This is a genomic window from Hydrogenophaga sp. (assembly GCF_051858985.1).
Classification (GTDB): Bacteria; Pseudomonadota; Gammaproteobacteria; order Burkholderiales; family Burkholderiaceae_C; genus Hydrogenophaga.
In genome coordinates this window covers 1,109,212-1,134,223 of the sequence record NZ_JBHYGM010000001.1, presented here as the reverse complement: position 1 = coordinate 1,134,223, position 25,012 = coordinate 1,109,212, and the positions used below count along the sequence as shown (strand labels likewise).

General features: G+C 65.9%; 25 protein-coding genes. 21 read left to right on the top strand and 4 right to left on the bottom strand.

What is annotated here, in order from left to right; all coding sequences use genetic code 11:
• Positions 1-16 precede the first annotated feature (16 nt).
• From glyS to ACTIEY_RS05560, 4 genes are read left to right on the top strand one after another with little or no spacing between them, the layout of a single operon-like run.
• Positions 17-2,143: a glycine--tRNA ligase subunit beta gene (glyS, locus tag ACTIEY_RS05575; RefSeq protein WP_439518093.1), complete on the top strand. Its 2,127-nt coding sequence runs from the start codon at positions 17-19 to the stop codon at positions 2,141-2,143.
• A 4-nt stretch (positions 2,144-2,147) separates the two neighbouring features.
• Positions 2,148-2,735 carry a D-glycero-beta-D-manno-heptose 1,7-bisphosphate 7-phosphatase gene (gene gmhB, locus ACTIEY_RS05570; protein WP_439518092.1) on the top strand — a complete coding sequence of 196 codons (588 nt, stop codon included), beginning with the start codon at positions 2,148-2,150 and terminating at the stop codon, positions 2,733-2,735.
• Between the two features lie 12 nt (positions 2,736-2,747).
• Positions 2,748-3,497: a lysophospholipid acyltransferase family protein gene (locus ACTIEY_RS05565; RefSeq protein WP_439518091.1), complete on the top strand. Its 750-nt coding sequence runs from the start codon at positions 2,748-2,750 to the stop codon at positions 3,495-3,497.
• A gap of 8 nt (positions 3,498-3,505) precedes the next feature.
• The gene (locus tag ACTIEY_RS05560) at positions 3,506-4,396 is read left to right on the top strand and encodes a M48 family metallopeptidase (protein ID WP_439518090.1); all 891 of its coding nucleotides are present in this window, start codon (positions 3,506-3,508) and stop codon (positions 4,394-4,396) included.
• Between the two features lie 9 nt (positions 4,397-4,405).
• On the opposite strand, the gene ACTIEY_RS05555 is transcribed toward ACTIEY_RS05560, so the two are convergent.
• A complete protein-coding gene (locus tag ACTIEY_RS05555; protein ID WP_439518089.1) occupies positions 4,406-5,473 on the bottom strand; it encodes an MBL fold metallo-hydrolase in 1,068 nt (355 codons plus the stop codon).
• Positions 5,474-5,601: 128 nt separating this feature from the next.
• On the opposite strand from ACTIEY_RS05555, the gene ACTIEY_RS05550 reads away from it, so the two are divergent.
• Both ACTIEY_RS05550 and ACTIEY_RS05545 read left to right on the top strand, forming a co-directional pair.
• Complete coding sequence (locus ACTIEY_RS05550) at positions 5,602-6,003, top strand: MerR family transcriptional regulator (RefSeq protein WP_439518088.1); 402 nt, start codon at positions 5,602-5,604, stop codon at positions 6,001-6,003.
• A gap of 38 nt (positions 6,004-6,041) precedes the next feature.
• On the top strand, positions 6,042-6,410 hold the full coding sequence (locus ACTIEY_RS05545; RefSeq protein ID WP_439518087.1) for a DUF1304 domain-containing protein: 369 nt from the start codon (positions 6,042-6,044) through the stop codon (positions 6,408-6,410).
• A 5-nt stretch (positions 6,411-6,415) separates the two neighbouring features.
• Here ACTIEY_RS05545 and ACTIEY_RS05540 read toward each other — a convergent pair whose 3' ends face one another.
• Entirely contained in the window at positions 6,416-6,844 is a 429-nt protein-coding gene (locus tag ACTIEY_RS05540; RefSeq protein WP_439518086.1) for a VOC family protein, read from the bottom strand.
• A gap of 83 nt (positions 6,845-6,927) precedes the next feature.
• Here ACTIEY_RS05540 and ACTIEY_RS05535 point away from each other — a divergent pair, with 83 nt between their 5' ends.
• The 9 genes from ACTIEY_RS05535 (at position 6,928) to ACTIEY_RS05495 (ending at position 17,189) form a co-directional block, all read left to right on the top strand.
• The gene (locus tag ACTIEY_RS05535) at positions 6,928-7,497 is read left to right on the top strand and encodes a TetR/AcrR family transcriptional regulator (RefSeq protein ID WP_439518085.1); all 570 of its coding nucleotides are present in this window, start codon (positions 6,928-6,930) and stop codon (positions 7,495-7,497) included.
• 153 nt (positions 7,498-7,650) lie between these two features.
• Entirely contained in the window at positions 7,651-8,034 is a 384-nt protein-coding gene (locus ACTIEY_RS05530; RefSeq protein ID WP_439518282.1) for a PaaI family thioesterase, read from the top strand.
• Between the two features lie 35 nt (positions 8,035-8,069).
• Positions 8,070-9,251 (top strand): isovaleryl-CoA dehydrogenase, encoded by a 1,182-nt coding sequence (locus tag ACTIEY_RS05525; protein WP_439518084.1) that lies wholly within the window; start codon positions 8,070-8,072, stop codon positions 9,249-9,251.
• Between the two features lie 13 nt (positions 9,252-9,264).
• Entirely contained in the window at positions 9,265-9,924 is a 660-nt protein-coding gene (gene can, locus ACTIEY_RS05520) for a carbonate dehydratase (RefSeq protein WP_439518083.1), read from the top strand.
• A 54-nt stretch (positions 9,925-9,978) separates the two neighbouring features.
• On the top strand, positions 9,979-11,766 hold the full coding sequence (gene aceK, locus ACTIEY_RS05515) for a bifunctional isocitrate dehydrogenase kinase/phosphatase (protein WP_439518082.1): 1,788 nt from the start codon (positions 9,979-9,981) through the stop codon (positions 11,764-11,766).
• 32 nt (positions 11,767-11,798) lie between these two features.
• Entirely contained in the window at positions 11,799-12,986 is a 1,188-nt protein-coding gene (locus ACTIEY_RS05510; protein ID WP_439518081.1) for an acetyl-CoA C-acyltransferase, read from the top strand.
• A gap of 19 nt (positions 12,987-13,005) precedes the next feature.
• Positions 13,006-14,133 (top strand): acyl-CoA dehydrogenase family protein, encoded by a 1,128-nt coding sequence (locus ACTIEY_RS05505; protein ID WP_439518080.1) that lies wholly within the window; start codon positions 13,006-13,008, stop codon positions 14,131-14,133.
• A gap of 185 nt (positions 14,134-14,318) precedes the next feature.
• A complete protein-coding gene (gene trkA / locus ACTIEY_RS05500) occupies positions 14,319-15,710 on the top strand; it encodes a Trk system potassium transporter TrkA (RefSeq protein ID WP_439518079.1) in 1,392 nt (463 codons plus the stop codon).
• Between the two features lie 18 nt (positions 15,711-15,728).
• The gene (locus ACTIEY_RS05495) at positions 15,729-17,189 is read left to right on the top strand and encodes a TrkH family potassium uptake protein (RefSeq protein ID WP_439518281.1); all 1,461 of its coding nucleotides are present in this window, start codon (positions 15,729-15,731) and stop codon (positions 17,187-17,189) included.
• A 99-nt stretch (positions 17,190-17,288) separates the two neighbouring features.
• On the opposite strand, the gene ACTIEY_RS05490 is transcribed toward ACTIEY_RS05495, so the two are convergent.
• Entirely contained in the window at positions 17,289-17,993 is a 705-nt protein-coding gene (locus ACTIEY_RS05490; protein ID WP_439518078.1) for a glutathione binding-like protein, read from the bottom strand.
• A 106-nt stretch (positions 17,994-18,099) separates the two neighbouring features.
• On the opposite strand from ACTIEY_RS05490, the gene ACTIEY_RS05485 reads away from it, so the two are divergent.
• The 4 genes from ACTIEY_RS05485 (at position 18,100) to ACTIEY_RS05470 (ending at position 20,950) form a co-directional block, all read left to right on the top strand.
• Positions 18,100-18,525 (top strand): rhodanese-like domain-containing protein, encoded by a 426-nt coding sequence (locus ACTIEY_RS05485; protein WP_439518077.1) that lies wholly within the window; start codon positions 18,100-18,102, stop codon positions 18,523-18,525.
• Positions 18,522-18,899, top strand: a complete 378-nt coding sequence (locus tag ACTIEY_RS05480; protein WP_439518076.1) for a YchJ family protein — start codon at positions 18,522-18,524, stop codon at positions 18,897-18,899. The genes ACTIEY_RS05485 and ACTIEY_RS05480 overlap by 4 nt, the downstream gene beginning before the upstream one ends.
• An 8-nt stretch (positions 18,900-18,907) precedes the next feature.
• The gene (locus tag ACTIEY_RS05475) at positions 18,908-19,564 is read left to right on the top strand and encodes an HAD family hydrolase (RefSeq protein ID WP_439518075.1); all 657 of its coding nucleotides are present in this window, start codon (positions 18,908-18,910) and stop codon (positions 19,562-19,564) included.
• A 168-nt stretch (positions 19,565-19,732) separates the two neighbouring features.
• Positions 19,733-20,950: a c-type cytochrome gene (locus ACTIEY_RS05470; protein WP_439518074.1), complete on the top strand. Its 1,218-nt coding sequence runs from the start codon at positions 19,733-19,735 to the stop codon at positions 20,948-20,950.
• On the opposite strand, the gene ACTIEY_RS05465 is transcribed toward ACTIEY_RS05470, so the two are convergent.
• Complete coding sequence (locus tag ACTIEY_RS05465) at positions 20,903-22,009, bottom strand: AraC family transcriptional regulator (RefSeq protein ID WP_439518073.1); 1,107 nt, start codon at positions 22,007-22,009, stop codon at positions 20,903-20,905. The genes ACTIEY_RS05470 and ACTIEY_RS05465 overlap by 48 nt on opposite strands.
• A gap of 108 nt (positions 22,010-22,117) precedes the next feature.
• Here ACTIEY_RS05465 and ACTIEY_RS05460 point away from each other — a divergent pair, with 108 nt between their 5' ends.
• A complete protein-coding gene (locus tag ACTIEY_RS05460; protein WP_439518072.1) occupies positions 22,118-23,740 on the top strand; it encodes a carboxyl transferase domain-containing protein in 1,623 nt (540 codons plus the stop codon).
• A 135-nt stretch (positions 23,741-23,875) separates the two neighbouring features.
• On the top strand, positions 23,876-25,012 hold the full coding sequence (locus ACTIEY_RS05455; RefSeq protein WP_439518071.1) for an acyl-CoA dehydrogenase family protein: 1,137 nt from the start codon (positions 23,876-23,878) through the stop codon (positions 25,010-25,012).

The window sequence follows — 25,012 nt, the reverse complement described above, 5'->3', positions numbered from 1 at the left end:
GCGTGAAAGTACAAGAATGACCGCACAGAACCTGCTCGTCGAGCTGTTCGTTGAAGAGTTGCCACCCAAGGCACTGAAGAAGCTGGGCGATGCCTTTGCCACCGTGCTGGGCGATCAGCTCAAGGCGCAGGGGCTGGCGTCGGCCGATGCCGCCGTGACCGCATTTGCGTCGCCGCGCCGGCTGGCTGCGCACGTCAGCGGCGTGCTCGCGCGCGCCGCCGACAAGGCCGTGTCGCAAAAGTTGATGCCGGTGAGCGTGGGCCTGGACGCCAGTGGCCAGCCGACGCCCGCGCTGATCAAGCGCCTGAGCGCGCTGGGCGCCGACGCCTCGGCGGTGCCAGGCCTCAAGAGAGCGCCAGACGGCAAGGCGGAGGCGCTCTTCTTCGACAGCGTGCAGGCGGGCGTCGACCTGCCCACCGGCCTGCAGAAATCGCTCGACGAGGCGATTGCGAAGCTGCCGATCCCCAAGGTCATGAGCTACCAGCTGGAGACCGACTGCGACCTGCCTGGCTGGAGCAGCGTGAACTTCGTGCGACCCGCGCATGGGCTGGTCGCCCTGCACGGCAGCACGGTGGTGCCCGTGAAGGTGCTGGGGCTCACGGCAGGCAACACCACGCACGGCCACCGGTTCGAGGCTGCCGTCTCGCCCGTGGTGCTGCGGGACGCCGATGCCTATGCCGCCACGCTGTCCAGGGATGGTGCCGTCATCGCTTCGTTCGACGAGCGCAAGGCCGAGATCGCGCGCCAGCTCGCGGCGGCTGCCGCGAAGGTGGGCGGCGGCTGCCGGCCCATCGATGACGACGCCTTGCTCGACGAGGTGACGGCGCTGGTCGAGCGGCCCAATGTGCTGGTCTGTGCGTTCGAGAAGCAGTTCCTCGATGTGCCGCAGGAGTGCCTCATCCTCACGATGAAGGCGAACCAGAAGTACTTTCCGCTGCTCGAGGCCTCAGGCCGTCTCACGCACCGGTTCCTCGTGGTGAGCAACATCACGCCCGACGATCCGGGCGCTGTGATCGGGGGCAACGAACGCGTCGTGCGCCCGCGTCTGGCCGATGCGAAGTTCTTCTTCGACCAGGACCGGAAGAAAACCCTGGCTTCGCGCGTCGAAGGCCTGTCGAAGGTGGTCTATCACAACAAGCTGGGCACGCAGGGCGAGCGCGTGGAGCGCGTGCGCGCCATCGCACGCGCCATCGGCCAGCAACTCGGCGGCGACGTGCTGGCGAAGGGCGCCGACGCCGCCGCACAACTGGCAAAGACCGATCTGCTCACCGACATGGTGGGGGAATTCCCTGAACTGCAAGGTGTCATGGGTGGCTACTACGCGCGCCACGATGGCCTGTCGGAAGAAGTGGCCTTCGCCATCGAAGACCACTACAAGCCACGTTTCGCGGGCGACGAGTTGCCGCGCAACGCCACGGGCGTGGTGGTGGCCCTGGCCGACAAGCTGGAAACGCTGGTGGGCATGTTCGGCATCGGCAATCTGCCGACCGGCGACAAGGATCCGTTCGCGTTGCGGCGGCATGCGCTGGGCGTGGTGCGCATGCTCATGGAAGGCAAGCTGGCGCTGCAATTCCATCAGCTCACGCGCCTGGCCTTTGCGGCATTCCCGGCGGGGTTGTTGCAGGACCGGAGCGTGGAGCTCGACGAGTTCCTCATCGAGCGGCTCAAAGGGTACCTGCGCGATGCGGGCTTTTCCCCGGCTGAGGTGGATGCCGCCATCTATGCGCGGCAGTTGGGCCAGTGGTCGTCCATCCCCGCCAGGCTGGCCGCGGTGCGGGCTTTTGCCGCGCTGCCCGAGGCGCCCTCGCTGGCCGCGGCCAACAAGCGAATTGGCAACATCCTGAAGAAGGCCGAAGGCGACGTTGCGGCGACCGTGGACGAGTCCGTGCTGGTGGAAGCCGCCGAAAAGGTCCTGTATGCCGCCATGCGGGCCACGGTGCCCGCCGCCAACGCGAGTTTCGAGTCGGGCGACTACACCGCCTCGCTGCAGGCGCTGGCCGCGCTGCGTGCGCCGGTGGACGCGTTCTTCGATGGCGTCATGGTCAATGCCGACGATCCCGCGCTCAAGGCCAACCGCCTGGGTTTGCTCAAGCAACTGCACGAAGCCATGAACCGCGTGGCCGATCTGTCCCGTCTGGCCTGATGCCATGAAGCTGCTCATCCTCGACCGCGACGGCACGCTCAACCGCAGCCGCGACGACTACGTCGCCTCGCCGGACGAGTGGGAGGCGCTGCCGGGTGCGCTGGAAGCCGTGGCACGGCTGAACCAGGGAGGGTGGCGCGTGGTGCTGGCGACCAACCAGTCCGGGATTGGCCGTGGCCTGTTCGACATGGTCTCGCTCAACGCCATTCACGCCAAGATGCACCGCCAGCTCGCCGCCGTGGGGGCGCGTGTGGAGGCGGTGTTTTTCTGCCCGCACGCGCCCGAAGATGCATGCCGTTGCCGCAAGCCAGCGCCCGGCCTGTTCGAGCAGATCGGCGAACGTTTCGGCGCGCCGCTGGCGAACGCACCCGCCGCTGGCAATTCCATCCGCCACATGGAGGCCGCCGCCCGCGCGGGCTGCCCCACGCACCTGCTGCTGACCGGCAAGTCCGAGCATCTGCGCGGGCGTCTGGGACTCGGCGGCGCGCAGGACCTGGCTGCGCTGGCGCCCAACCTGCCGCCCTTGACGATGACCCATGAAGATCTTGGCGCCTTTGCCGACTGGCTGCTTGCGCAGCCGACCACGAACTGAAGAACCTCTCCCATGATCCTGGTCAACCTGCTGCGCGCCATCCTGCACACGCTGTTCATGGCGATCACGGTCGTTCCCTGGGCGCTCGCCGTGCTGGTGGCCGCACCGTTCCTCAACAGCACGCAGATCTACTGGATGTGCGCGGGCTGGCTGCGCCTGGCGGTCAACAGCGGCAAGCTGATGCTGGGCATCCGCAACGAGGTGATCGGCTTCGAGAACCTGCCCGTGGGCAGCACGGCGCCGGCCATTCTGCTGCTCAAGCACCAGTCCACCTGGGAAACCTTCTGCATGCCCACGCTGATGCCGCATCCGCTGGCATACGTCTTCAAGAAGGAGCTGCTCTATGTGCCGTTCTTCGGCTGGGCCATGGGCCGCATGGACATGATCCACATCGATCGAAGCAAACGCGCCCAGGCCTTCAACAAGGTGGTGGAGCAGGGCCAGCGGCTGTTGAACCAGGGCACCTGGGTCATCATGTTTCCCGAGGGCACGCGCATACCGCGTGGACAGAAGGGTCAGTACAAGAGCGGTGGAACGCGGCTGGCCGTGGAAACCGGCGCCCCGGTGATCCCGATTGCAGTGACGTCGGCCAAGTGCTGGCCGCGCAAGGCCTTCATCAAGAAGCCCGGCGTGGTCGAGCTCTCCATCGGCAAGCCCATCCCCAGCCAGGGCCGAGAGCCCGACGAGCTGATGCGCGAGGTGGAGGCGTGGATCGAAGCCGAGATGCGGCGACTCGACCCTGACGCGTACCACGCGGCCTGAGGCGAGGCATGCAGCGCTTCGTTCAGCTGGCGCTTGATTTCTTCAGCGGTCCCGAGCCCGCCGCGGCGCCTGCTGCCGCCGCGCCAGCGCCCGCGCCCCGCAGACCCGAGCCCCCTGCGCTGTCGATGACGCAGGTGTTCCAACCCGCTGCCTGGCACCACCCGCGCGCCAACCGCGTGCTGCGCCTGGGCTCGTGCGACGTGGGCTACGAATTCAAGCGCGCCAAGCGCCGCACGATCGGCCTGTCCATCAGCACCGATGGCCTGAGCGTGCGTGCGCCGCGCTGGACGCCCGTGGGCGAGGTGGAGGCCTTGCTGCACGACAAGTCGGCCTGGGTGCTGGAGAAACTGCAGAGCGCCCGCGAACGCGCCAGCGAACTCGACCAAGCGCGCATCGTCTGGGCCGACGGCGCCGAGTTCGACTACCTGGGCGCGCGGCTGCGGCTGGCGCTGGATCCGGCACATGGGTTCACCCAGGTGGGCGCCGTGCTCGACACCGATGGCCAGATGGCCACCCTGCGCCTGGGCCTGGCCCACAACGCCAATGAGCGCCAGATCCGCGATGCCGCACAAGCCTGGCTCATGCGCCAGGCGAAGCAGCTTTTCACGCAGCGGCTCGATCACTTCGCACCCCAGCTCGGGGTGCGCTACACGAAGCTGCGCCTGTCCAGCGCGGGCACGCGGTGGGGCAGCGCCAGCGCCGATGGCAGCATCCGCCTGAACTGGCGGCTCATTCACCTGAAGATGGAAATGGTGGACTACGTGGTGGTGCACGAGCTCAGCCACCTGCGCCACATGGACCACAGCCCACGCTTCTGGGACGTGGTGGCCAGCGTGCTGCCCGATCACGCCGAGCGGCGGCGCGCATTGAGGGAAGCGGCGGTTCCGCTGGACGAGTGATCGGTCGCATCAGGCGGCGGCAAACCGCCAGACGCCGTGAGCGTCCCGTTCGCGCCTGAGCTCGCCGGCCATCCACAACCAGTGCAGGTGCGCCACCGCTTCGCCGATGGCGAAGGTGGTCTGGTGCAGGTCGAGCGCGCGCGGGAACAGCACCGGCAGCACATCGGCGGCACTGCAGGGTTTCTCATGGCAGGCCTGCATCACTTCGGCCAGGCGGTCGCGGTGGTGGTCCTTCAACTGCTGGATGCGTTCGTGCAGGCCGGTGAAGGGTTTGCCGTGCGATGGCAGCACCAGGGTGTCGGCGGGCAGCGGCAGGTACTTTTCCAGCGAGTCCAGGAAGAGCGTCAAGGAATCGGCCTCCGGCTCCTGGTCGTACACGCTCACGTTGGTGGAGATGCGTGGCAGCACCATGTCGCCGCTGATCATCACGCCCAGCTCTTCGCAGTGCAGTGCCATGTGTTCCGGCGCGTGGCCGTAGCCGCTGATGCAGCGCCAGCGGCGCCCACCGATGGGCACCTGCAGGCCGTCGTACAGGCGCCGGTACTCGCTGGGCACCGAAGGCACGAGGCTGGGGTAGTAGCTGGCACGGCCCCGGATCTTCGCCAGGCTCTCCGCATCGCTGAGGCCGTTGGCCGCAAAGAAATCGGCGGCGGCTTCGCCACCGAAACCGCTGGTGCTTTGTGAGCCCAGGCGAGCCATGGCGAAATCGGTCGCGCTGACCCAAAGCCGGCAGTTCCATCGCTCACACAACCAGTCGGCCAGGCCAATGTGGTCGGGGTGCATGTGGGTGACGATCACGCGCAGCACCGGCAGTCCCTGCAGTTCGCTGGCGAAGATGGCTTCCCATTGCGCTTTCGCCGCATCGTGGGCAATGCAGCAGTCCACCACCGTCCAGCCCTCACGGCCATCGATCTCGTCGCGAAGCAACCAGAGGTTGATGTGGTCCAGCGCGAACGGCAGTCCCATGCGGATCCAGCGCACACCCGGCGCCACTTCCAGCGATCGGCCAGAGGCGGGCAGGGTGTCGCCCAGGGGGTAGTGCAGCCGGGCTTCAAGCTGCTCGCGGGACAGGCTCATGGCAACGGGATTCCGTTAAGATCGCCAAGTGACGTTGACGTAAACGTAAAGACTCCAGGCATTCTACGGAGCGAACACGTCTCGCACTGTCTGAAACCCGACACCGCACGCAAGGTCATTCCCAACCCATGGCGACGAACCCGACCTACACCATCAGCGACCTGGCGCGCGAGTTCGACCTGACCACCCGCGCCATTCGTTTCTACGAGGACATGGGGCTGCTCCAGCCCCAGCGCGAAGGTCCCGGGGGGCGCAACCGGGTCTACACCGCGCGCGACCGCACGCGACTCAAGCTCACCTTGCGCGCCAAGCGCCTCGGCCTCTCGCTCACCGAGGCGCGCGAGATCATCGACATGTACGACAGCCCGCGCGACACCGGTCCGCAACTGCGCAAGTTCCTGGCGGTGCTGGCCGATCACCGGCGCGAACTCGAAGAGCAGATGGCCGACCTGGTGGCCAACCTCGACGAGGTGAAGACGCACGAGAAGGAAGCCCGCGCGCTTCTGGGCAAGGTGGAGAAGAAGGCGTAAGCTGCGGCGCCCGAGTGTTGCCTCAACAAGGATTCCTCATGTCCGTGGTCGCCAGCGTCGTCATCGGTCTCGTCGCCCTTCTGCACGTCTACTTCATGGTCCTCGAGATGTTCCTCTGGGACAAGCCCGCCGGCCTGCGTGCTTTTGGCCAGACGCCGGCTTCCGCGGCGGCCACCAAGGTGCTGGCCGCCAACCAGGGGCTCTACAACGGCTTCCTGGCCGCCGGCCTCGTCTGGGGCCTGTGGCTCGGCCCCGAGGGATTCGGCGTCAAGGTGTTCTTCCTCGCCTGCGTGCTGGTGGCCGGGTTGTACGGCGCGGCCACCGCCAGCCGCAAGATTCTCTTTGTGCAGGCGCTGCCTGCAGCCGTGGGCCTGGTGCTGCTCTACCTGAGCCGCGCCGCCGCCTGACGACTTCAGCTCGCCGCGGCGCCGTCGGCGTACTGGCGCAGGAACGCCTCGCTCGGCGGGATCGGCTGGATCACGTCGATCATCACGCCGTTGGGGTCCTGAACGATGAAATGGCGCTGACCGAAGTCCTCGTCGCGGATGGCCAGCAGCACGTCGAGCCCTTGTTCGACGGCGCGTTCGTACTCGGCGTCCACGTTGGACACCTCGAAGTTGAGCAGCAGCCCGTTCACCTGCTGACCGCGCCTGGCTGCGGGGATGGTGGGGTGGTTGCGGTCGAGCACGGCCAGGTTGACCGAGGCGTCTTCACGGGACTGCAGGTGGATGTACCAGTCGCTGTCGAACTGCCGGGAGAAGCGGAAGTGGTCTTCGTAGAAGCGGGCGGTGTCTGCCACGCGATCGGTCATGAGGACGGGGTAGTACTGCGTCGATTTCATGTCGGGCTCCTTGAGAAAGATACATACAATGTGCATGCAATTGAAATATAACATACAGACTGCATGTATTTAAAGAGGCCCTCATGAACCGTCGATCACAGGGAGAACGCACCGAAGCCACCCGGGCCGCCCTGATTCAGGCCGCAAGAGCCCTCTTCGAGGAGCGCGGCTACGCCGCCACCGGCACGCCGCAGATCGTCTCGGCCGCCAGCGTCACCCGTGGCGCGCTGTACCACCACTTTGCCGACAAGGCGCAGTTGTTCGAGGCGGTGGCCGAGCAGGCGGCGCTGGAGGTAGCGGATGAGATCGCCTTGCAATCGCGCGTTCACGCCGATGCGGTGGAGGCGTTGATGGCCGGCGCCCAGGCCTATTTCGCCGCCATGGCGGAAAAAGGGCGCGCGCGGCTCTTGCTGCTGGAGGCACCCGCGGTGCTCGGCGCCGAGCGGGTGAGGGCGCTGAACGAACTGGCCGGCTTCCAGGCCCTGCTCGAAGGCCTGCGCCAGGCCCTGCCTGGCGCCGGGCAGCCGCTGCAGGAGCTGGCCGTGCTGCTCTCGGCCATGTTCGACCGGGCCGCCCTGGCCATTGCCCGGGGCGAGCCGGCAGCGCCCTACGTCAGGGCCACGCGCCTGCTGCTGTCCAGGCTGGTGGCCTGAGGGCTGTCTTCCTGAATTGACGTTTACGTAAACGTCAACGTAGAATCGCGGGCTGTCTGCACCACCGAGGCTGATGTGAACCCACCCGCTTTCGAACCCCGCAACCCCGATTTCGACGCCCGGACCCGCGAGAGCTTCGGCCGTCAGGCGGCCATGCGGACGCTGGGTGCCACGCTGGCCGACGTGCGCCCCGGGCAGGTGGTGATCACCCTGCCATGGGCCGAGCTGCTGACCCAGCAACATGGCTTCCTGCACGCCGGCATGGTGGCCACGGCGCTCGATTCGGCCTGTGGCTACGCCGGGTTCACCCTGATGGCCGACGACGCGGCGGTGCTCACCATCGAGTTCAAGATCAACCTGCTGGCGCCGGCGCAAGGTGAACGTTTCCGCATGGTCGGAACCGTGATCAAGCCCGGGCGCACCGTCACGGTCTGCGAAGGCCAGGCGTTTGCCATCGACGCAGGCCGAGAAAAGCTGGTCGCCACCATGGGCTGCACGCTCATGGCCGTGACCGGCCGCGAACACATCCAGGGCTGAGCCCGCGATCCCATTCATATCCAGAGGACGACCCCATGAACCAGCTCCCCGGCCTGAACTTCCAGCTTGGCGAAGACATCGATGCCCTGCGCGACGCGGTGCGCGAATTCGCCCAGGCCGAGATCGCCCCACGCGCGGGCGAGATCGACGCGAACGACCAGTTCCCCATGGACCTGTGGCGCAAGATGGGCGACCTCGGTGTGCTGGGGATCACCGTGGGCGAGGAATACGGCGGCGCCGGCATGGGCTACCTGGCCCACATGATCGCCATGGAGGAAATCAGCCGCGCCAGCGCGTCGGTGGGGCTGTCCTATGGCGCGCACAGCAACCTGTGCGTGAACCAGATCAAGCGCAACGGCAGCGATGCGCAACGCCAGAAGTACCTGCCCCGGCTGATCTCCGGCGAACACGTGGGCGCGCTGGCGATGAGCGAACCCGGCGCGGGTTCGGACGTGATCTCCATGAAGCTCAAGGCCGAGGACAAGGGCGGCTACTACCTGCTCAACGGCAGCAAAATGTGGATCACCAACGGCCCGGATGCCGACACCATGGTGGTCTATGCCAAGTCGGAACCCGAGATGGGCGCGCGCGGCGTCACGGCGTTCATCGTTGAAAAGGGCATGAAGGGATTCAGCACCGCGCAAAAGCTCGACAAGCTGGGCATGCGCGGCAGCCATACCGGCGAGATGGTGTTCAACAACGTGGAAGTTCCGGTGGAGAACATCCTGGGCGGCCTCAACAACGGCGCCAAGGTGCTCATGAGCGGGCTCGATTACGAGCGCGCCGTGCTCACCGGCGGGCCGCTGGGCATCATGCAGGCCGTCATGGACAACATCGTTCCCTACATCCACGACCGCAAGCAGTTCGGTCAGAGCATCGGGGAATTCCAGCTCATCCAGGGCAAGGTGGCCGACATGTACACGGTGTTGCAGGCCGGCCGCTCGTTCGCCTACACGGTGGCCAAGAACCTCGACCTGCTGGGTGCCGAGCATGTGCGCCAGGTGCGCAAGGACTGCGCGTCGGTGATCCTGTGGTGCGCCGAGGAGGCCACGAAGATGGCGGGCAACGGCATCCAGATCTTTGGTGGCAATGGCTACATCAACGAATACCCGCTGGGTCGCCTGTGGCGCGACGCCAAGCTCTACGAGATCGGCGCCGGCACCAGCGAGATCCGCCGCATGCTGATCGGACGGGAGTTGTTTGCCGAGACCTGCTGATTAAGATCGCCCCATGACCTCACAGCTCACCAACCTGTTTCAGCGCAACCGCGACTGGGCCGCCGAGATGGTGGCCGCGCGTCCCACCTTCTTCACGGACCTGCTGGCCCAGCAGAGCCCGCAATACATGTGGATCGGCTGCTCCGACAGCCGCGTGCCGGCCAACCAGATCACCGGCCTGGACCCGGGCGAGGTGTTCGTGCACCGCAACGTGGCCAACGTGGTGGTCCCCACCGACCTCAACTGCCTGTCCACCATCCAGTACGCGGTGGACATGCTCAAGGTGCAGCACCTCATGGTGGTGGGGCACTACGGTTGCGGTGGTGTGCAGGCGGCGCTGCGCGACGTCCGCGTGGGCCTGGCCGACAACTGGCTGCGACACATCAAGGACGTCCGCGACCGCCACTCGGCGCTGATCGAGGCCACGCCCGAACAGCACCGTGCCGATGTGCTCTGCGAGCTCAATGCCATCGAGCAGGTGATGAACGTGGCGCAGACCACCGTGGTGCAGGACGCCTGGGCGCGGGGCCAGTCCCTCACGCTGCACGGCTGGGTGTACGGCCTGCGCGATGGTCTGCTGCACGATATGCACATGACGGTGGACGGCAGGGCACAGATCGAGCCGGTGTACCGCGCCGCCGTGGCGGGCGTGGGTGCTGTGCGCCAGAGCTGAACGATCAGCGCCACTCTGCTTCGAACCTTGCGGGACATCCCTGCCCCCCGCACCATGTTTCCCCAACGCCTGGATGCCCCGCAGGCCTATGGCATCGCCAAGGCGATGCTGGACGGTTTCAACCGCCACTACCGGCTGTTCCGCACCGAGTCCGCCCGCGCCAAGCACCGCTTCGAAACGCGCGACTGGCTGGGACAGCAGCGGGCGCAGCGCGAGCGCATCGAGTTCTACGACCTGCGGGTCAAGGAATGCCTGATGCGCCTCATGAAGGAGTTCCAGGCCGACCAGCAGCCCATGGCCGTGTGGGAGCAGGTCAAGCTGCACTACATCGGACTGCTGGTGAACCACCACCAGCCAGAGCTGGCCGAGACCTTCTTCAACTCCGTCACCACCAAGATCCTCCAGCGCGCGTACTTCCAGAACGATTTCATCTTCGTGCGTCCGGCCGTCTCCACCGAGTACATCGAGAACGAAGAGCCCAGCGCGCGCCCCACGTACCGGTGCTACTACCCCGCAGCCGACACGTTGCAGGCGGAGGTGCTGCACCTGCTGCAGGATTTCGACCTGCGAGTGCCTTTCGAAGACTTGCCGCGGGACGCAGGCCTGGTGCTGGCCGCCATGCTGCCGCACTTCGACCACACGCGGCTGCGAGCGAACTTCCAGTTCCAGGTGCTCTCCAGCCTGTTCTACCGCAACAAGGGCGCGTACGTGGTGGGGAAGATCATCAACGGCTTCCAGGAAGTGCCGTTCGCGCTGCCCGTGCTGCACAACACCGCAGGCAAGCTGGTGATCGACGCCGCGCTCTTCGGCGAAGACGACCTGCTCATGCTGTTCAGCTTTGCGCGTGCCTACTTCATGGTCGACATGGAAGTGCCCAGCGCGTATGTGCAGTTCCTGCGCGGCATGATGCCGCGCAAGCCGCGTGCCGAGCTCTACAACGCCCTCGGACTGGCCAAGCAGGGCAAGACGCTCTTCTACCGCGACTTCCTCTTCCACATGCGCCACAGCACCGACCAGTTCCGCATCGCGCCCGGCATCAAGGGCATGGTGATGCTGGTGTTCGATCTGCCAAGTTTTCCTTTTGTGTTCAAGCTGATCAAGGACTTCTACCCCCCGCAGAAGGACACTTCGCGCGAGCAGATTCGCGGCAAATACCTGCTGGTCAAACAGCACGACCGCGTGGGTCGCATGGCCGACACGCTGGAGTTCTCGGAGGTGGGATTCCCGCGCGACCGCTTCACGGACGAGCTGATCGCCGAGATCGAGCAATTCGCGCCCAGCCAGCTCGAGATCAGCGACCGCGACGGAGACGGTACCACCGAGGTGGTGCTCAAGCACGTCTACATCGAGCGCCGCATGATCCCGCTGAACATCTACCTTCAGGAGGCGTTCGACGCCGGCGCGAAAGCCCAGGTCGAGCGCGCGGTGATCGAGTACGGCAACGCCATCAAGGACCTCGTGGCCGGCAACATCTTTCCTGGTGACATGCTGTGGAAGAACTTCGGCATCACCCGCCACGGCAAGGTGGTGTTCTACGACTACGATGAAATCGAATACCTGACCGATTGCAATTTCCGCCGCGTGCCAGCGCCGCGTCATGAAGAAGACGAGATGTCCGGCGAGGTCTGGTACCCGGTGGGCCGGCACGACGTGTTTCCGGAAACCTTCGCCCCTTTCCTGCTCGGCAACGACATGGTGCGCGAGGTGTTCATGAAGCACCACGCCGACCTGCTCGATGCCGACTTCTGGCAGCAGCACAAGGAGCGCATCGCCGCCGGCCATGTGCACGATGTCTTCCCCTACGAACGCGACCGGCGCTTCCTCGCCCACGCGCTCGCCTGATTTCTTTTTCTTCACCCTTCAAGGAGAGCTTCATGTCCCAGCAAGACCCCATCGTCATCGTCGGTGCCGCGCGCACCCCCATGGGCTCGTTCCAGAGCGATTTCGCCAGCCTGTCGGCGCACGACCTCGGCGGCGCGGCCATCCAGGCGGCGGTGCAGCGCGCAGGAATCGACCCCGCGCAGGTCGACGAGGTGCTCTTTGGCAACTGCCTGATGGCGGGCCAGGGCCAGGCGCCCGCGCGGCAGGCGGCCTTCAAGGGCGGCTTGCCCAAGTCGGCCGGCGCCGTCACGCTCTCCAAGATGTGCGGCTCGGGCATGAAAGCGACCATGCTGGCTCACGACATGCTGGCCGCAGGCAGCGCCACCGTGATGGTGGCCGGTGGCATGGAAAGCATGACCAATGCGCCCTACCTGCTGCAGAAGGGCCGCGGCGGCTACCGCATCGGCCACGACAAGGTGTACGACCACATGATGCTCGACGGCCTGGAAGACGCGTACGAGCCCGGCCGATCGATGGGCACCTTTGGCGAAGACTGCGCTGCCAAATACAGCTTCACCCGCGAACAGCAGGATGCCTTTGCCATTGCCTCGGTCACGCGCGCCAAGGCCGCCACCGAGAGCGGCGCATTCGCCGCCGAGATCACGCCCGTGACGGTGAAGGACCGCAGCGGCGAGCGCGTGGTGTCCACCGATGAAGGCCCGGGCAAGGTCAAGCTTGACAAGGTCACCAGCCTCAAGCCCGCCTTCAAGAAGGACGGCACCATCACGGCCGCTTCCAGCTCGTCGATCAACGACGGTGCGGCCGCACTGGTGCTCATGCGAGAGTCCACGGCGAAGAAGCTCGGCGCGAAGCCGCTGGCCCGCATCGTGGGTCATGCCACCCACGCGCAGGAACCCAACTGGTTCGCCACCGCCCCGGTGGGCGCCACGCAGAAGCTGCTGAAGAACACGGGCTGGAGCGTGGGGGATGTGGACCTGTGGGAAATCAACGAAGCCTTCGCCGTGGTGCCCATGGCGCTCATGACCGAGCTGGACATTCCGCACGAAAAGGTCAACGTGAACGGCGGCGCCTGTGCACTGGGCCACCCCATCGGCGCCAGCGGCGCGCGCATCCTGGTCACGCTGATCCACGCGCTGAAAGCGCGCGGCGGCAAGAAGGGCGTGGCCACGTTGTGCATTGGCGGCGGCGAGGCCACCGCCATGGCCGTCGAGCTGGCTTGACCGGACGCAGGACGCCACCATGCTGAACCAGGACCAACTCATGATCCGCGACGCGGTGCGTGCCTTTGCCCAGGAGCAGCTGTGGCCGCACGCCGCGCGATGGGACAAGGAGCACCACTTTCCGAAGGACGTCCACCAGGGGCTGGCCGAGCTGGGCGCCTACGGCATCTGCGTGCCCGAGGCGTTGGGTGGCGCCGGTCTGGACTACGTGACGCTGGCGGTGGTGCTGGAGGAAATCGCGGCCGGTGACGGCGGCACCAGCACCGCCATCAGTGTCACGAATTGCCCGGTGAATGCGATCCTGATGCGCTATGGGAATCCGCGCCAGCAGGAACAATGGTTGCGCCCGCTGGCCGCCGGCCAGATGCTGGGCGTGTTCTGCCTCACCGAGCCGCACGTGGGCTCGGACGCGTCGGCGCTGCGCACCTCAGCGGCGAAGCGGGGCGATGAATACGTGCTCAACGGCGTCAAACAGTTCATCACCAGCGGCAAGAACGGACACCTGGCGATCGTGATTGCGGTGACGGACAAGGGCGCTGGCAAGAAGGGCATGAGCGCGTTCGTGGTGCCCACCAGCACGCCGGGCTACGTGGTGGAGCGGCTGGAAGAGAAACTGGGCCAGCACAGCAGCGACACTGCGCAGATCCGGTTCGAGAACTGTCGCATCCCGGCGGAAAATCTCATTGGCGCCGAGGGCGAGGGCTACAAGATCGCGCTCTCGGCTCTGGAAGGCGGGCGCATCGGCATCGCGGCGCAGAGCATCGGCATGGCGCGCAGTGCACTGGAGTGCGCGCTCACCTATGCCAAGCAGCGCGAGAGTTTCGGTCAACCGATCTTCAACCACCAGGCGGTGGGCTTCCGGTTGGCCGACATGGCCACGCAGATCGAGGCTGCGCGCGCGCTCACGCACCATGCAGCCGCGCTGCGGGATGCGGGTGAGCCCTGCCTGAAGGAGGCCGCCATGGCCAAGCTGTTTGCCAGCGAGATGGCCGAAGCGGTATGTTCGGCAGCGATCCAGGTGCACGGCGGCTATGGGTACGTGAACGACTTTCCCGTGGAGCGCATCTACCGGGATGTGCGGGTGTGCCAGATCTATGAAGGCACTTCCGACGTGCAGAAGATCATCATCCAGAGAGCGCTGGCCTGAACTTCTGATTTTTTCCTGAGGTTCCGGTCATCGGCGGCCTTGGGGCACGGCTCCGCGGATGTTCCCCGAGGCGGCTTCGCCGCCGGAGGACAGCCGCGGAGCAGAGCACACCGCGTCGTCGAACCCGCGAGGTGCGGTGGAGAAATCACGGGATACCTCAACTCCCCGCGTATGATCCCGCGACCATGAACATCATCATCCTCGGCGCCGGCAGAGTGGGCGAGAGCGTCGCAGAGAGCCTGGTCTCCGAGCAGAACGACATCACCGTGATCGACATGGATCCGGCCCGGTTGCGCAGCCTGGAGGAGCGCATCGATCTACGTGGGGTGGTCGGCAACGGCATTCAGCCCTCGGTGCTGCAGGAGGCCGGGGCCAAGGATGCCGACATGGTGATTGCCTGTGCCGCCAACGACGAAGCCAACCTCGTGGTGTGCAAGATTGCGCACGATGTGTTCAATGTGCCCAGCACCATCGCCCGCCTGCGATCGCCGGAATTCAACGAAGGCGACGCGCTGCTCGGCAAGAACGGCTTCGCGGTGGACCACGTCATCTGCCCGGAAGAATCGGTCACCCGCTACATCCACCAGCTCATCAGCTACCCCGAGGCGCTTCAGGTGCTGGAGTTCGCCGACGGCCGCGCCAGCCTGATCGCCGTTCGCGCCACCCATGGCGGTGCGCTGGTGGGGCACACCATCGGCGAGTTTCGCGACCGTTTCCCTCAAGCCGAAATGCGCGTGGTCGCGCTCTACCGGCTCGACACGGAGATGGAAGCCACCAAGCAGACGCGCATCCTCGCGGGCGACGAAGTCTTCGTCCTGGCCGATACGCAGAAGATCCGCTACGTGCTGGGAGCCATCCACAACATCGACGAGCCGGTGCGCCGCATCATGATCGCCGGCGGTGGCCGGGTCGGTCTTCGGCTCGCGCGCACGCTGGAAGGCCAGTGCCAGGTCAAGATCATCGAGCGCGACAAGAAGCGGTGCGACTACCTGGCCAGCCAGTTGCCTTCCGGCATGCTCATCCTGCAGGGCGACGGTGCCGACGAAGACCTCTTGCTCGAAGAGAACGTGGGGCAGATGGACATGTTCCTCGCGCTCACCAGCGACGACGAGGACAACATCATGTCGGCCATGCTGGCCAAGCGCATGGGCGCCAACCGGGTGATGTCGCTCATCAACCGCCGCGCCTACGCCGACATGATGCAGGGCAGCACGATCGACATCGCCATCTCGCCGTCTCAGACCGTCATTGGTGAACTGCTCACGCACCTGCGCCGTGGCGACGTGGCGGCGGTGCACAGCCTGCGTCGCGGGGCGGCCGAAGCGCTCGAGGGCATCGCACGCGGCGATGTGAAGACCAGCAAGCTCGTGGGTCGCAAGGTGGAAGAAGTCAAGCTGCCCAAGGGAGCGCGGATCGGCGCCATCGTGCGAGGCGAGGGTCGCAAGTCCGAAGTGCTGATGCCCCACCACGACACGGTGATCGAGGCCGACGACCACATCATCATGTTCATTCCGAACAAGCGCCTCGTGCGCGAAGTGGAAAAGCTGTTCCAGGTGGGCGCCACCTTCTTCGGCTGACGCCAGGTCGTTTTCGTGCTGCACAGCCTGCTCCCGGTTCTCTCCGTTTTCTCGCGCATCGTGCTGGCGTTCTCGCCTGCGTATCTGGTGCCGCTGGCATGGGCGTGGGCGCTGGACGAACAGCACCACGCCCTGGTGTGGGCCTATGGCTTTGGCTTCACCACCGCTTGCGGCCTGATCCTCTGGCAGACCACGCGCAGGTACCGGCGAGAACTGCAGGCCAAGGACGGTTTCCTGCTCGTGAACCTGGTGTGGACCCTGCTGCCCGCCTTCGCCGCCGCGCCGCTGATGTTCACCGTTCCCGACATCACCTGGACCAAGGCGTACTTCGAGGCCATGAGCGCGCTCACGGCAACGGGGGCGACCGCACTCTCGGGCCTGGACGCGCTGCCGGTGTCGGTGAATGTCTGGCGTTGTTTCCTGCAACTCGTGGGGGGCCTGGGCATCATGCTGCTGGTGGTGGCCGTGCTGCCGCTGCTGGGCCTGGGCGGTGTGCAGCTCTACCGGGCCGAGACGCCGGGCCCCATGAAGGACACCAAGTTCACCCCGCGCATCGCCGAAACGGCGCGTGGCCTTTGGGGCGTCTACGTGATGTTCTCGGTGGCCTGCATGCTCGCCTACCGCTGGGCAGGCATGAGCTGGCCCGATGCCTTCATGCACATGTGCACCACCATGGGCCTGGGCGGATTTTCTTCACACGATGCCAGCTTCGGCCACTGGGATTCGCACGCCATCGAGGCCGTGGCCACCGTCTTCATGACGCTGGCTGGCGTGAGCTTCATGCGGTACTTCATCGTCATTCGCCACCGCACGCTGCGCCCGCTCACCAACGACCGGGAAATTCGCACCTACATCGCCATCCTCACGGTGTCCATCGTCGCCGTGGCGATCCTGCTGGCCGCCGAGGGGGTGGTGGCCGATTTCCCCGAGGCTTTGCGCACGAGCGCCTTCCACGTGGTCTCGGTCGCCACGACCACCGGTTATGCGTCGGTCGACTACGCGCAATGGCCGGTGTTTGCGCCGGTGCTGCTCATGTTCCTCGGTTGCTTCGTGTCGTGCGCAGGGTCCACGGGCGGCGGCATCAAGCTCGTGCGCATGGTGCTGCTGGTCAAGCAGGCGCGGCGTGAGCTGGTGCGCATCATCCACCCGCGTGTGGTCAACCCGGTCACGCTGGGCGGGCGCGTCATGCCTGCCTCGGTCATGACCGCCGTGCTCGGCTACATGCTGATCTACGGCGCCGCGACCATGGGCCTGACCATGGTGTTGCTGTTCACGGGACTCGACATCGTCACCGCGTTCTCCGCGGTGGTCGCCACCGTGAACAACATCGGTCCCGGGTTGGGCGACGTGGGGCCAGCGAGCAACTTCGGCGTGCTCAGCAACGTGCAGATCTGGGTGCTGACGTTTGCGATGCTGCTGGGCCGGTTGGAACTGCTTGCCGTGCTGGTTCTATTCACGGGCCACTTCTGGAGGAAGTAGGTCCACCCCCGCGCCGCGCTTTCAGCGCGTCACCCCCTCCAGGGGGCGGCGCCTGCGGTCTGGCAAAGCCAGATCCGCGGCGCCACTGGAAAAGACACTTCAACCGCGCGGCGGAATGTTCAGGCCGCGCTGTACAGCCGGACGCGCTCCGAATGTTTCCAGCACACGTGCGAGGTTCGGGAAGTCCTTGAAGCCCACGAGCTCGCCAGCGCCATAGAAGCCCACCAGGTTGCGCACCCACGGCCAGGTGGCGATGTCGGCAATGGTGTACTCGTCGCCCATGAGCCAGTCGCGGCCTTCCATGCGCTGGTTCAGCACGCCCAGCAACCTCTTGGTCTCGCCGACGTAGCGGTCGCGCGGTCGCTTGTCCTCAAAGTCCTTGCCGGCGAATTTGTGGAAGAAGCCGAGCTGGCCGAACATGGGACCGACGCCGCCCATCTGGAACATCAGCCACTGCAGGGTTTCGAAGCGCGCGGCCACGTCGGTGGGCAGGAACTGGCCCGTCTTGCCGGCGAGGTACACCAGAATGGCGCCCGATTCCCACAGCGCCAGCGGCTGGCCGTTGGGTCCGTCCGGGTCCAGGATGGCAGGGATCTTGTTGTTCGGATTGAGCGAAAGAAAGGCCGGCGACATCTGGTCATTCGTCTCGAAGCTCACCAGATGCGGCTCATACGGCAGGCCGGTCTCCTCCAGCATGATCGACACCTTGACGCCGTTGGGCGTGGGCAGCGAATACAGCTGAAGGCGGTCGGGGTGCGTGGCGGGCCACTTCTGGGTGATGGGGAAGCCGTCGAGAGAGCTCATCAGGGGTCCTTGGATGCAGGGGAACAGGCCGTCATTGGAACCCGCCTCGCCAAGACCCGGCTGGGCGCAAGGGCATCGATAATCCGCCTACTACGGAGACCCGCCCATGCCCATCACCAAAGGATTCCGCGCGCTGGTGGACGAGGCCACCGCGCAGATCACCACTTACAGCGTCGCCCAGGTGCGCGAGCGACTGCAGGCCGGCGACCCGACGCTGCAGCTGGTGGACATCCGCGACGTGCGCGAGCTCGAACGCGAAGGCACTGCGCCCGGTGCAGTGCACGCGCCGCGCGGCATGCTGGAATTCTGGGTCGATCCCGCGTCGCCGTATTTCAAACCCGTCTTCGGCGACGAGGCCAGGGAATTCGTGCTGTTCTGTGGCGCGGGTTGGCGCAGCGCACTCGCCACGAAGTCGCTGCGCGAGATGGGCATGGACAACGTGGCCCACATCGATGGTGGCTTCACCGAATGGTTGAAGCAGGACGCTCCCACCGAAACGCTGGAGCAACGCAAGGCGAAGAAGGGCGGATGAAGGACGTGTGCCCTTGCGGCAGCGGCGCCGCATTCGGTGCCTGCTGTGGCCGCTACCTGGGTACCGGCCTGCCCACGCCCGATGCCGAACGCCTCATGCGCTCGCGCTACACCGCGTTTGTGCGCAGCGACGTGGCGCACCTGCTGGCGACCTGGCACGCGAGCACCAGGCCCGACACCCTGGAACTGGAGCCGGGCGTGAAGTGGCTGGCGTTGGAGGTGAAGCGCCACAGGGTGGTCAATGAGACCCGTGCCGAGGTCGAGTTCGTGGCGCGCTCCCGCCGCCAGGGCCGGGGCCAGCGCCTGCACGAGCGCAGCCGCTTCGTATGGGAAAGTGGCCAGTGGTTTTATGTGGATGGCGACATCTTCAACTGAGGGAAGACATGTTCGAAGCGGTATTGTTCGATTGCGACGGTGTGCTGGTCGACAGCGAACCCATCACCAATGGCGTGCTGCGCGAGGTTTTGAACGAGAGTGGCTGGGCGATCACGCAGGCCGAGTGCATGCAGATCTTCATCGGCAAGGCGGTGCGTGACGAGCGTGCGCGCATCGAGGCCGAAACCGGACAGCCGTTCACCGAGGCCTGGCTGCACGCGTTTTACGAGCGGCGCAACGTTCGCCTGCTGGCCGAACTCAAGGCCGTTCAGGGTGCGGTGGACGCGGTGGCCGCCATCCATGCGAGGGTTGAAGGCCGCATCGCCTGTGCATCCGGTGCCGACCGGCCCAAGGTGGTGATGCAGCTCGACCATGTCGGCCTGCTGCCCTACTTTGGCGAGCGCATCTTCAGCGGCCACGACCAGCCCCGCTCCAAGCCTGCGCCCGATGTGTACCTGGCTGCTGCCGCCCACCTGGGCGTGGACCCGTCGCGCTGCCTGGTGATTGAAGACACCGCCACCGGCGCTCAGGCTGGCCTGGCGGCGGGTGCCACGGTGTGGGGGTATTGCCCGGAGGGCCATGGGCGCGCGTTCGATGGCATGCACTTGCACCGCGTGTTCAGCCACATGAGCGAGCTCGAAAGCCTCTGGCTCAACCCGCCTTAGGCAGGGCTTTCTGCCATCCTCGTTGCATTTTGTGTATAAATGCAACAAAACGTAGAGGATGACATGACACGAAGAATCAAGACCGGGGTGGTAGCGATGGCGTGTGCGCTGCTGGGCGGTTGAGGGGGAGGGGGAGGCGATTCTGAGGCTGGCCAGAGCGCTGGCGCCATGGACAAGTACGCGGGCCACTACGTCAGCACCTGCGAGGCCCTGGGGACCCAGATCAATCTGGACCAAGGCGGCATGGTGTATGCCCGGATGGCATCCACTGTCCTGCCCAATTCGGCCACCACCGCCAGATACACGTTTCGCGTCGACTTCTTTGCTGATCCGCAGTGCGCCGCGAATGCCTTGGGCTCGTTGACCAATGACAACCCCCAGAACACGGTGACCTGGGTCGGAAGCAGCACGCTGGACGGGACTCTGGTCGATCGGGTTCGATTCGACATCAGGGGCAGCGCCGATGCGCAACAGCCGGGTCTGACACCGGACACCGTGGTGATCGGTGACGCCATCAGACTGGCGCTGCCCTCCCTGCTGGTGAATGGATTCAGCTTGAACGACCTCTGGCGGTTGGAGGGGGCCTGGCTGTATGAGGGTGGTCTCGACGTGGCAGCGGATGGATTTCCGACGGGACTGAACTACGCCCTGCCCGCGAGCAAGGTGACCACGTCGCCTGCTGCCCCTCCTGCGCCCTGTGCTGCGCAAAACGTCAGCTGGACTGGGTCCGGTGTTCAGTGTTTTGCGCGTGCTCGCGCCAATGTGTCAGGCAGTGTCTGGAATCTGGAAGATCGCGAAGACAACGTCATGGGCAACGCGGCATTCGCTTGCTCCAATGGTCGCTGGATCGAGCAGGCCGCCTCGTCGTGCCAGGACACTGCCCCGCCACCGGCGCCCAAGTGCCCGGCCCAGGTGTGGACGTGGACGGTGAATGGCCAGACTTGCCGAGGCATCTCCAGCGAAGCGGTGCAAGACGCCTTCAGTCACATCTACAACGATGCGTCTGCCAACTTCGGCCACAAGCTCGTCATGTGCCGGTTGACCAGTGGGGGCGCGCTGGAATGGTCGGAGCTCCACCCCAATGGCATCCGATATGAGTCCTGTGATCCTTTGCCGGTGCCCCCACCACCTGCCACAGAACCGCTGGAAATTCTTCAGCGGGCGAATTGCGTGGTCTGTCATGCACAGACAGGTACGGGGTCAGTCGGGCCATCCTTTGCAGCCATTGCGGACTTCTACCGGGGAAATCCACCGGCGCCCGGCCTTCTTGAGCAGCGCATACGACAGGGAAGTGCAGGGGTGTTTGGCCCCACGCCGATGCCCGCCAATCCGCAGATCTCAGACGACCAGCTGCAGATCATCGTCCCCTGGATCCTGTCCCGGTGACCCGAGCCCAGGTACTCGCGGGGGCGCCGTCGAGGCCTCCCTGAACTCCGCGGGGCTGGTGCCCATCCACGCCTTGAACGCCCGGATGAAGCTCTTCTCGTTCTGAAATCCGGCTGCCTGCGCCACCTGCTTGATGGGGCGTTTGGTGCGCAGCAGCAGCTCGGTGGCGCGCTGGCGGCGCACCTCGTCCTTGAGCGCCTGCAGGGAAGCGCCTTCTTCCTTGAGTTGGCGGTGCAGCGTGCGGGCCGAGAGGTTGAGCAAGGCAGCCAGGTCGTCGGCGTTGTGCGCGTCCAGCGGCTGGGTCGCCAGCACCTGGCGCACGCGCTGCACCAGCAGGCGATCGCGCCGGAACGAGCGCACGGTGAGTGGCAGTGCGCGCTGCAGCAGTTGCGTCATGGCCGCTTCGTCGCGCCTCACCGGCAAGTCCAGGTAACGCGTGTCGAAATGGATCGCCGCATGGGTGGCGTCAAAGCGGGAAGGGCCGTCGAAGAGCAGGGCGTAGGCATCGACGTGCAGCGGCGCGGGGTAAGGGAACTGCGCGCCCTGCAGCGGGATGCGGGAGTCCACGTACCAGCACGCCAGGCCGTGGATGTTGCGCAGCAGGGACACCACGCATAGCTCGGTCATCGGACCCGTGTCGCGCTTCAGGTGCACAGCGATTCGGGTCGTGTCGCCTTCGGTCTCGAGCACGGGTCGCGGATCGTTGGCGAGCAGGCCATGGTGACGACACCAGCGCTTGAGGGCGATGCCCAGTGTGGGTGCCGACAGCGAAGCGCGAGCGAGCAGGCCATAGCTGCCCCAGGGCAGGGCGCGGTCAAAGCAGCCCAACGCTTCGTCGTCGAGTTCGCGCATGGCGGTCCCGGAAATCACCTCCATCTGGGTGGCGGTGATGCGGGCTGCGGGGTCATGGAGATCAGATGTCCTGATTTGTGCCTGCGCCAGTGCCCCTCCGGCATCCAGGCCGCGGTTGGCATAAGCCTGCACCATCGCTCTCACCAGGGCGATTGGCGTGAGTGCTAGGCCGTGCTGGATGGCGCTGGCTTCGGACGGGTCGGACATCGACGAAGTTTCCACCGATTTGGCGCGATTTGCAACCTGCGTGGCCCACGGCGCGTGGGCGCGCTGTCTATCCTCCACAATCCCCGAAAACAACCACGGATGCCATCCATGCCGATCCTGGAGACACAACTCAACGCCCGTTCCGCCGACTTTCAGGCCAATGCCCGGGCCATGCGCGCGGTGGTCGACGACCTTCGGGCGCAGGTGGAAAAGGCCACGCTGGGGGGTGGCGAAGCGGCGCGCGCCAAGCACACGAAGCGCGGCAAGCTGCTGCCCCGCGACCGCGTGCAGATGCTGCTGGACCCGGGCACGCCATTCCTCGAGCTCAGCCCGCTGGCCGCGCTGAACATGTACCCGGATCGCGACGGCACCGACAGCGCGCCTTGCGCCGGCGTCATCACCGGTATCGGCCGCGTGAGTGGTGTGGACTGCATGATCGTCTGCAACGACGCCACCGTGAAGGGCGGCACCTACTACCCCATGACGGTGAAGAAACACCTGCGGGCGCAGGAGGTGGCCATACAGAACAACCTGATGTGCATCTACCTGGTGGACTCGGGCGGCGCCAACCTGCCGAACCAGGACGACGTGTTCCCCGACCGCGATCACTTCGGCCGCATCTTCTACAACCAGGCCAACATGTCGGCCAACGGCATCGCGCAGATCGCCGTGGTGATGGGTTCGTGCACCGCCGGTGGCGCGTACGTGCCGGCCATGAGCGACGAGACCATCATTGTCAAGAACCAGGGCACGATCTTCCTGGGCGGCCCGCCGTTGGTGAAAGCGGCGATTGGCGAGATCGTGAGCGCCGAAGACCTGGGCGGCGGCGACGTGCACACGCGCCTGTCCGGCGTGGCCGATCACCTGGCGCAGAACGACGCCCACGCGCTCGCCCTGGCACGCCAGGCCGTGGCCACGCTCAACCGCCGCAAGGTCGCCACCCAGGCACTGCGCGAACCGCGCGCGCCGTTGTACGACCCACAGGAGCTCTACGGGGTGATTCCGGTCGACACGCGCAAGCCCTACGACGTGCGCGAGATCATCGCCCGCATCGTGGATGGCAGCGAATTCCATGAGTTCAAGGCGCGTTTCGGCGCCACGCTGGTGTGCGGATTCGCGCACATCGAAGGCATGCCGATCGGCATCGTGGCGAACAACGGCGTGCTGTTCTCGGAAAGCGCGCAAAAGGGCGCGCACTTCATCGAACTGTGCTGCCAGCGCAAGGTGCCTCTGCTGTTCCTGCAGAACATCACCGGCTTCATGGTCGGCAAGAAATACGAGAGCGAAGGCATCGCGCGGCACGGCGCCAAGATGGTCACGGCGGTGGCCACCGCGCAGGTGCCCAAGTTCACGGTCATCATCGGCGGCAGCTACGGCGCGGGCAACTACGGCATGTGCGGCCGCGCCTACAGCCCGCGCTTCCTCTGGATGTGGCCCAACGCGCGCATCTGCGTGATGGGTGGCGAGCAGGCCGCCGGCGTGCTGGCCACCGTCAAGCGCGATGGGATCGAAGCCAGAGGCGGCACCTGGAGCGCTGAGGAAGAGGCGAAATTCAAGCAGCCCGTGCTCGACCAGTTCGCCCACCAGTCGCACCCCTACTACTCGAGCGCGCGCCTGTGGGACGACGGCGTGATCGACCCCGCAGACACCCGCCGCGTGCTCGGCCTGGCTTTGTCGGCCGCGCTCAACACGCCGATCGGCGAACCGAAATTCGGCATCTTCCGGATGTAGCAGTGAGCACCCCCCGCGTCGCCTTCGGCGCCACTCCCCTGAAGGGGGCAACACCCGCGGCCCGGCAAAGCCGGTTCCGCGGTGTTTCTGGATGAGACATGGCGCGCCGACCACACAACAACTGGAGACATGGGCATGACAAAGACGATCTACGACAACCCTGACCACGAACTCCTGCGCGACCAGGTCGCGCGGTTTCTCGCGAGCGAAGTGGAGCCTCACGCGGCCGCCTGGGAAGAAACCGGCATGGTGCCGCGCGACGTGCTGCGCCGCATGGGTCAGGCCGGCCTGCTGGGCATCGCGTTCGATGGCGAGCACGGCGGTGCCGACGCCGACGCCATGACCAACCTGGTGTTCGCCGAGGCGCTTTCGCAATCCACCTTTGCGGGCTTCATCATCACCGTGCTGGTGCACACCGACATGGCCGGTCCGCACCTGCACCACGCGGGCAACGCCGCGCAGAAGGCGAAATACCTCGGCAAGGTGACGTCGGGCGAGATGATCACGGCGGTGGGCATCACCGAGCCCGGCGCGGGCTCCGACGTGGCGGGCATCCGCACCTCGGCGCGCCAGGAGGGCAACGACTGGGTGCTCAACGGCACCAAGATGTTCATCACCAACGGCGTGCACGCCGACCTGTATTTCATCGCCGCCAAGACCGGCAGCGCGCGCCACGACATGACCATGTTCATCGTCGAGAAGGGCACGCCGGGCTTCTCGGTCGGCCGGGCGCTCAAGAAGACTGGCTGGCTCTCCAGCGACACGGCCGAACTCATCCTGGACAACGTGCGCGTTCCGCAGGAGAACGTGCTCGGCGAAGTGGGCAAGGGTTTCTATTCGGTCATGAAGAACTTCCAGACCGAGCGCATCGCGCTCGGGGCCATGGCGATTGGCCACTGCACCCAGGCACTGCAGCTCACGCTGGACTACGTGCGCCAGCGCCAGGCCTTTGGTGCCACGCTGTGGGACAAGCAGACCATCCGCCAGCGCATCTCGATGCTGGACGCCAAGGTGCGCGCGGCGCGGCAGTTCATGTACCACTGCGCCTGGAGCGTCACACAGAACCATGACATCGTGCAGGAAGTCTCCATGCTCAAGGCGCTCACGGGCGAGCTGGTCAACGAGGTGGTGCAGACCTGCCAGCAGTTCCATGGCGGCATGGGCTTCATCCGCGAGACGGCCATCGAACGCTTGTGGCGGGATGCCCGTGTGCTCGCCATTGGCGGCGGTGCCACCGAGGTGATGCTGGAAGAAGTGGCCAAGAGGTATTGA

Bases quoted from the DNA above. Each gene is read 5' to 3' on its own strand.
- glyS (WP_439518093.1), top strand. From the start codon at position 17: ATGACCGCACAGAACCTGCTCGTCGAGCTGTTCGTTGAAGAGTTGCCA.
- gmhB (WP_439518092.1), top strand. From the start codon at position 2,148: ATGAAGCTGCTCATCCTCGACCGCGACGGCACGCTCAACCGCAGCCGC.
- ACTIEY_RS05565 (WP_439518091.1), top strand. From the start codon at position 2,748: ATGATCCTGGTCAACCTGCTGCGCGCCATCCTGCACACGCTGTTCATG.
- ACTIEY_RS05560 (WP_439518090.1), top strand. From the start codon at position 3,506: ATGCAGCGCTTCGTTCAGCTGGCGCTTGATTTCTTCAGCGGTCCCGAG.
- ACTIEY_RS05555 (WP_439518089.1), bottom strand. From the start codon at position 5,473: ATGAGCCTGTCCCGCGAGCAGCTTGAAGCCCGGCTGCACTACCCCCTG.
- ACTIEY_RS05550 (WP_439518088.1), top strand. From the start codon at position 5,602: ATGGCGACGAACCCGACCTACACCATCAGCGACCTGGCGCGCGAGTTC.
- ACTIEY_RS05545 (WP_439518087.1), top strand. From the start codon at position 6,042: ATGTCCGTGGTCGCCAGCGTCGTCATCGGTCTCGTCGCCCTTCTGCAC.
- ACTIEY_RS05540 (WP_439518086.1), bottom strand. From the start codon at position 6,844: ATGAAATCGACGCAGTACTACCCCGTCCTCATGACCGATCGCGTGGCA.
- ACTIEY_RS05535 (WP_439518085.1), top strand. From the start codon at position 6,928: ATGAACCGTCGATCACAGGGAGAACGCACCGAAGCCACCCGGGCCGCC.
- ACTIEY_RS05530 (WP_439518282.1), top strand. From the start codon at position 7,651: ATGCGGACGCTGGGTGCCACGCTGGCCGACGTGCGCCCCGGGCAGGTG.
- ACTIEY_RS05525 (WP_439518084.1), top strand. From the start codon at position 8,070: ATGAACCAGCTCCCCGGCCTGAACTTCCAGCTTGGCGAAGACATCGAT.
- can (WP_439518083.1), top strand. From the start codon at position 9,265: ATGACCTCACAGCTCACCAACCTGTTTCAGCGCAACCGCGACTGGGCC.
- aceK (WP_439518082.1), top strand. From the start codon at position 9,979: ATGTTTCCCCAACGCCTGGATGCCCCGCAGGCCTATGGCATCGCCAAG.
- ACTIEY_RS05510 (WP_439518081.1), top strand. From the start codon at position 11,799: ATGTCCCAGCAAGACCCCATCGTCATCGTCGGTGCCGCGCGCACCCCC.
- ACTIEY_RS05505 (WP_439518080.1), top strand. From the start codon at position 13,006: ATGCTGAACCAGGACCAACTCATGATCCGCGACGCGGTGCGTGCCTTT.
- trkA (WP_439518079.1), top strand. From the start codon at position 14,319: ATGAACATCATCATCCTCGGCGCCGGCAGAGTGGGCGAGAGCGTCGCA.
- ACTIEY_RS05490 (WP_439518078.1), bottom strand. From the start codon at position 17,993: ATGAGCTCTCTCGACGGCTTCCCCATCACCCAGAAGTGGCCCGCCACG.
- ACTIEY_RS05485 (WP_439518077.1), top strand. From the start codon at position 18,100: ATGCCCATCACCAAAGGATTCCGCGCGCTGGTGGACGAGGCCACCGCG.
- ACTIEY_RS05480 (WP_439518076.1), top strand. From the start codon at position 18,522: ATGAAGGACGTGTGCCCTTGCGGCAGCGGCGCCGCATTCGGTGCCTGC.
- ACTIEY_RS05475 (WP_439518075.1), top strand. From the start codon at position 18,908: ATGTTCGAAGCGGTATTGTTCGATTGCGACGGTGTGCTGGTCGACAGC.
- ACTIEY_RS05470 (WP_439518074.1), top strand. From the start codon at position 19,733: ATGGACAAGTACGCGGGCCACTACGTCAGCACCTGCGAGGCCCTGGGG.
- ACTIEY_RS05465 (WP_439518073.1), bottom strand. From the start codon at position 22,009: ATGTCCGACCCGTCCGAAGCCAGCGCCATCCAGCACGGCCTAGCACTC.
- ACTIEY_RS05460 (WP_439518072.1), top strand. From the start codon at position 22,118: ATGCCGATCCTGGAGACACAACTCAACGCCCGTTCCGCCGACTTTCAG.
- ACTIEY_RS05455 (WP_439518071.1), top strand. From the start codon at position 23,876: ATGACAAAGACGATCTACGACAACCCTGACCACGAACTCCTGCGCGAC.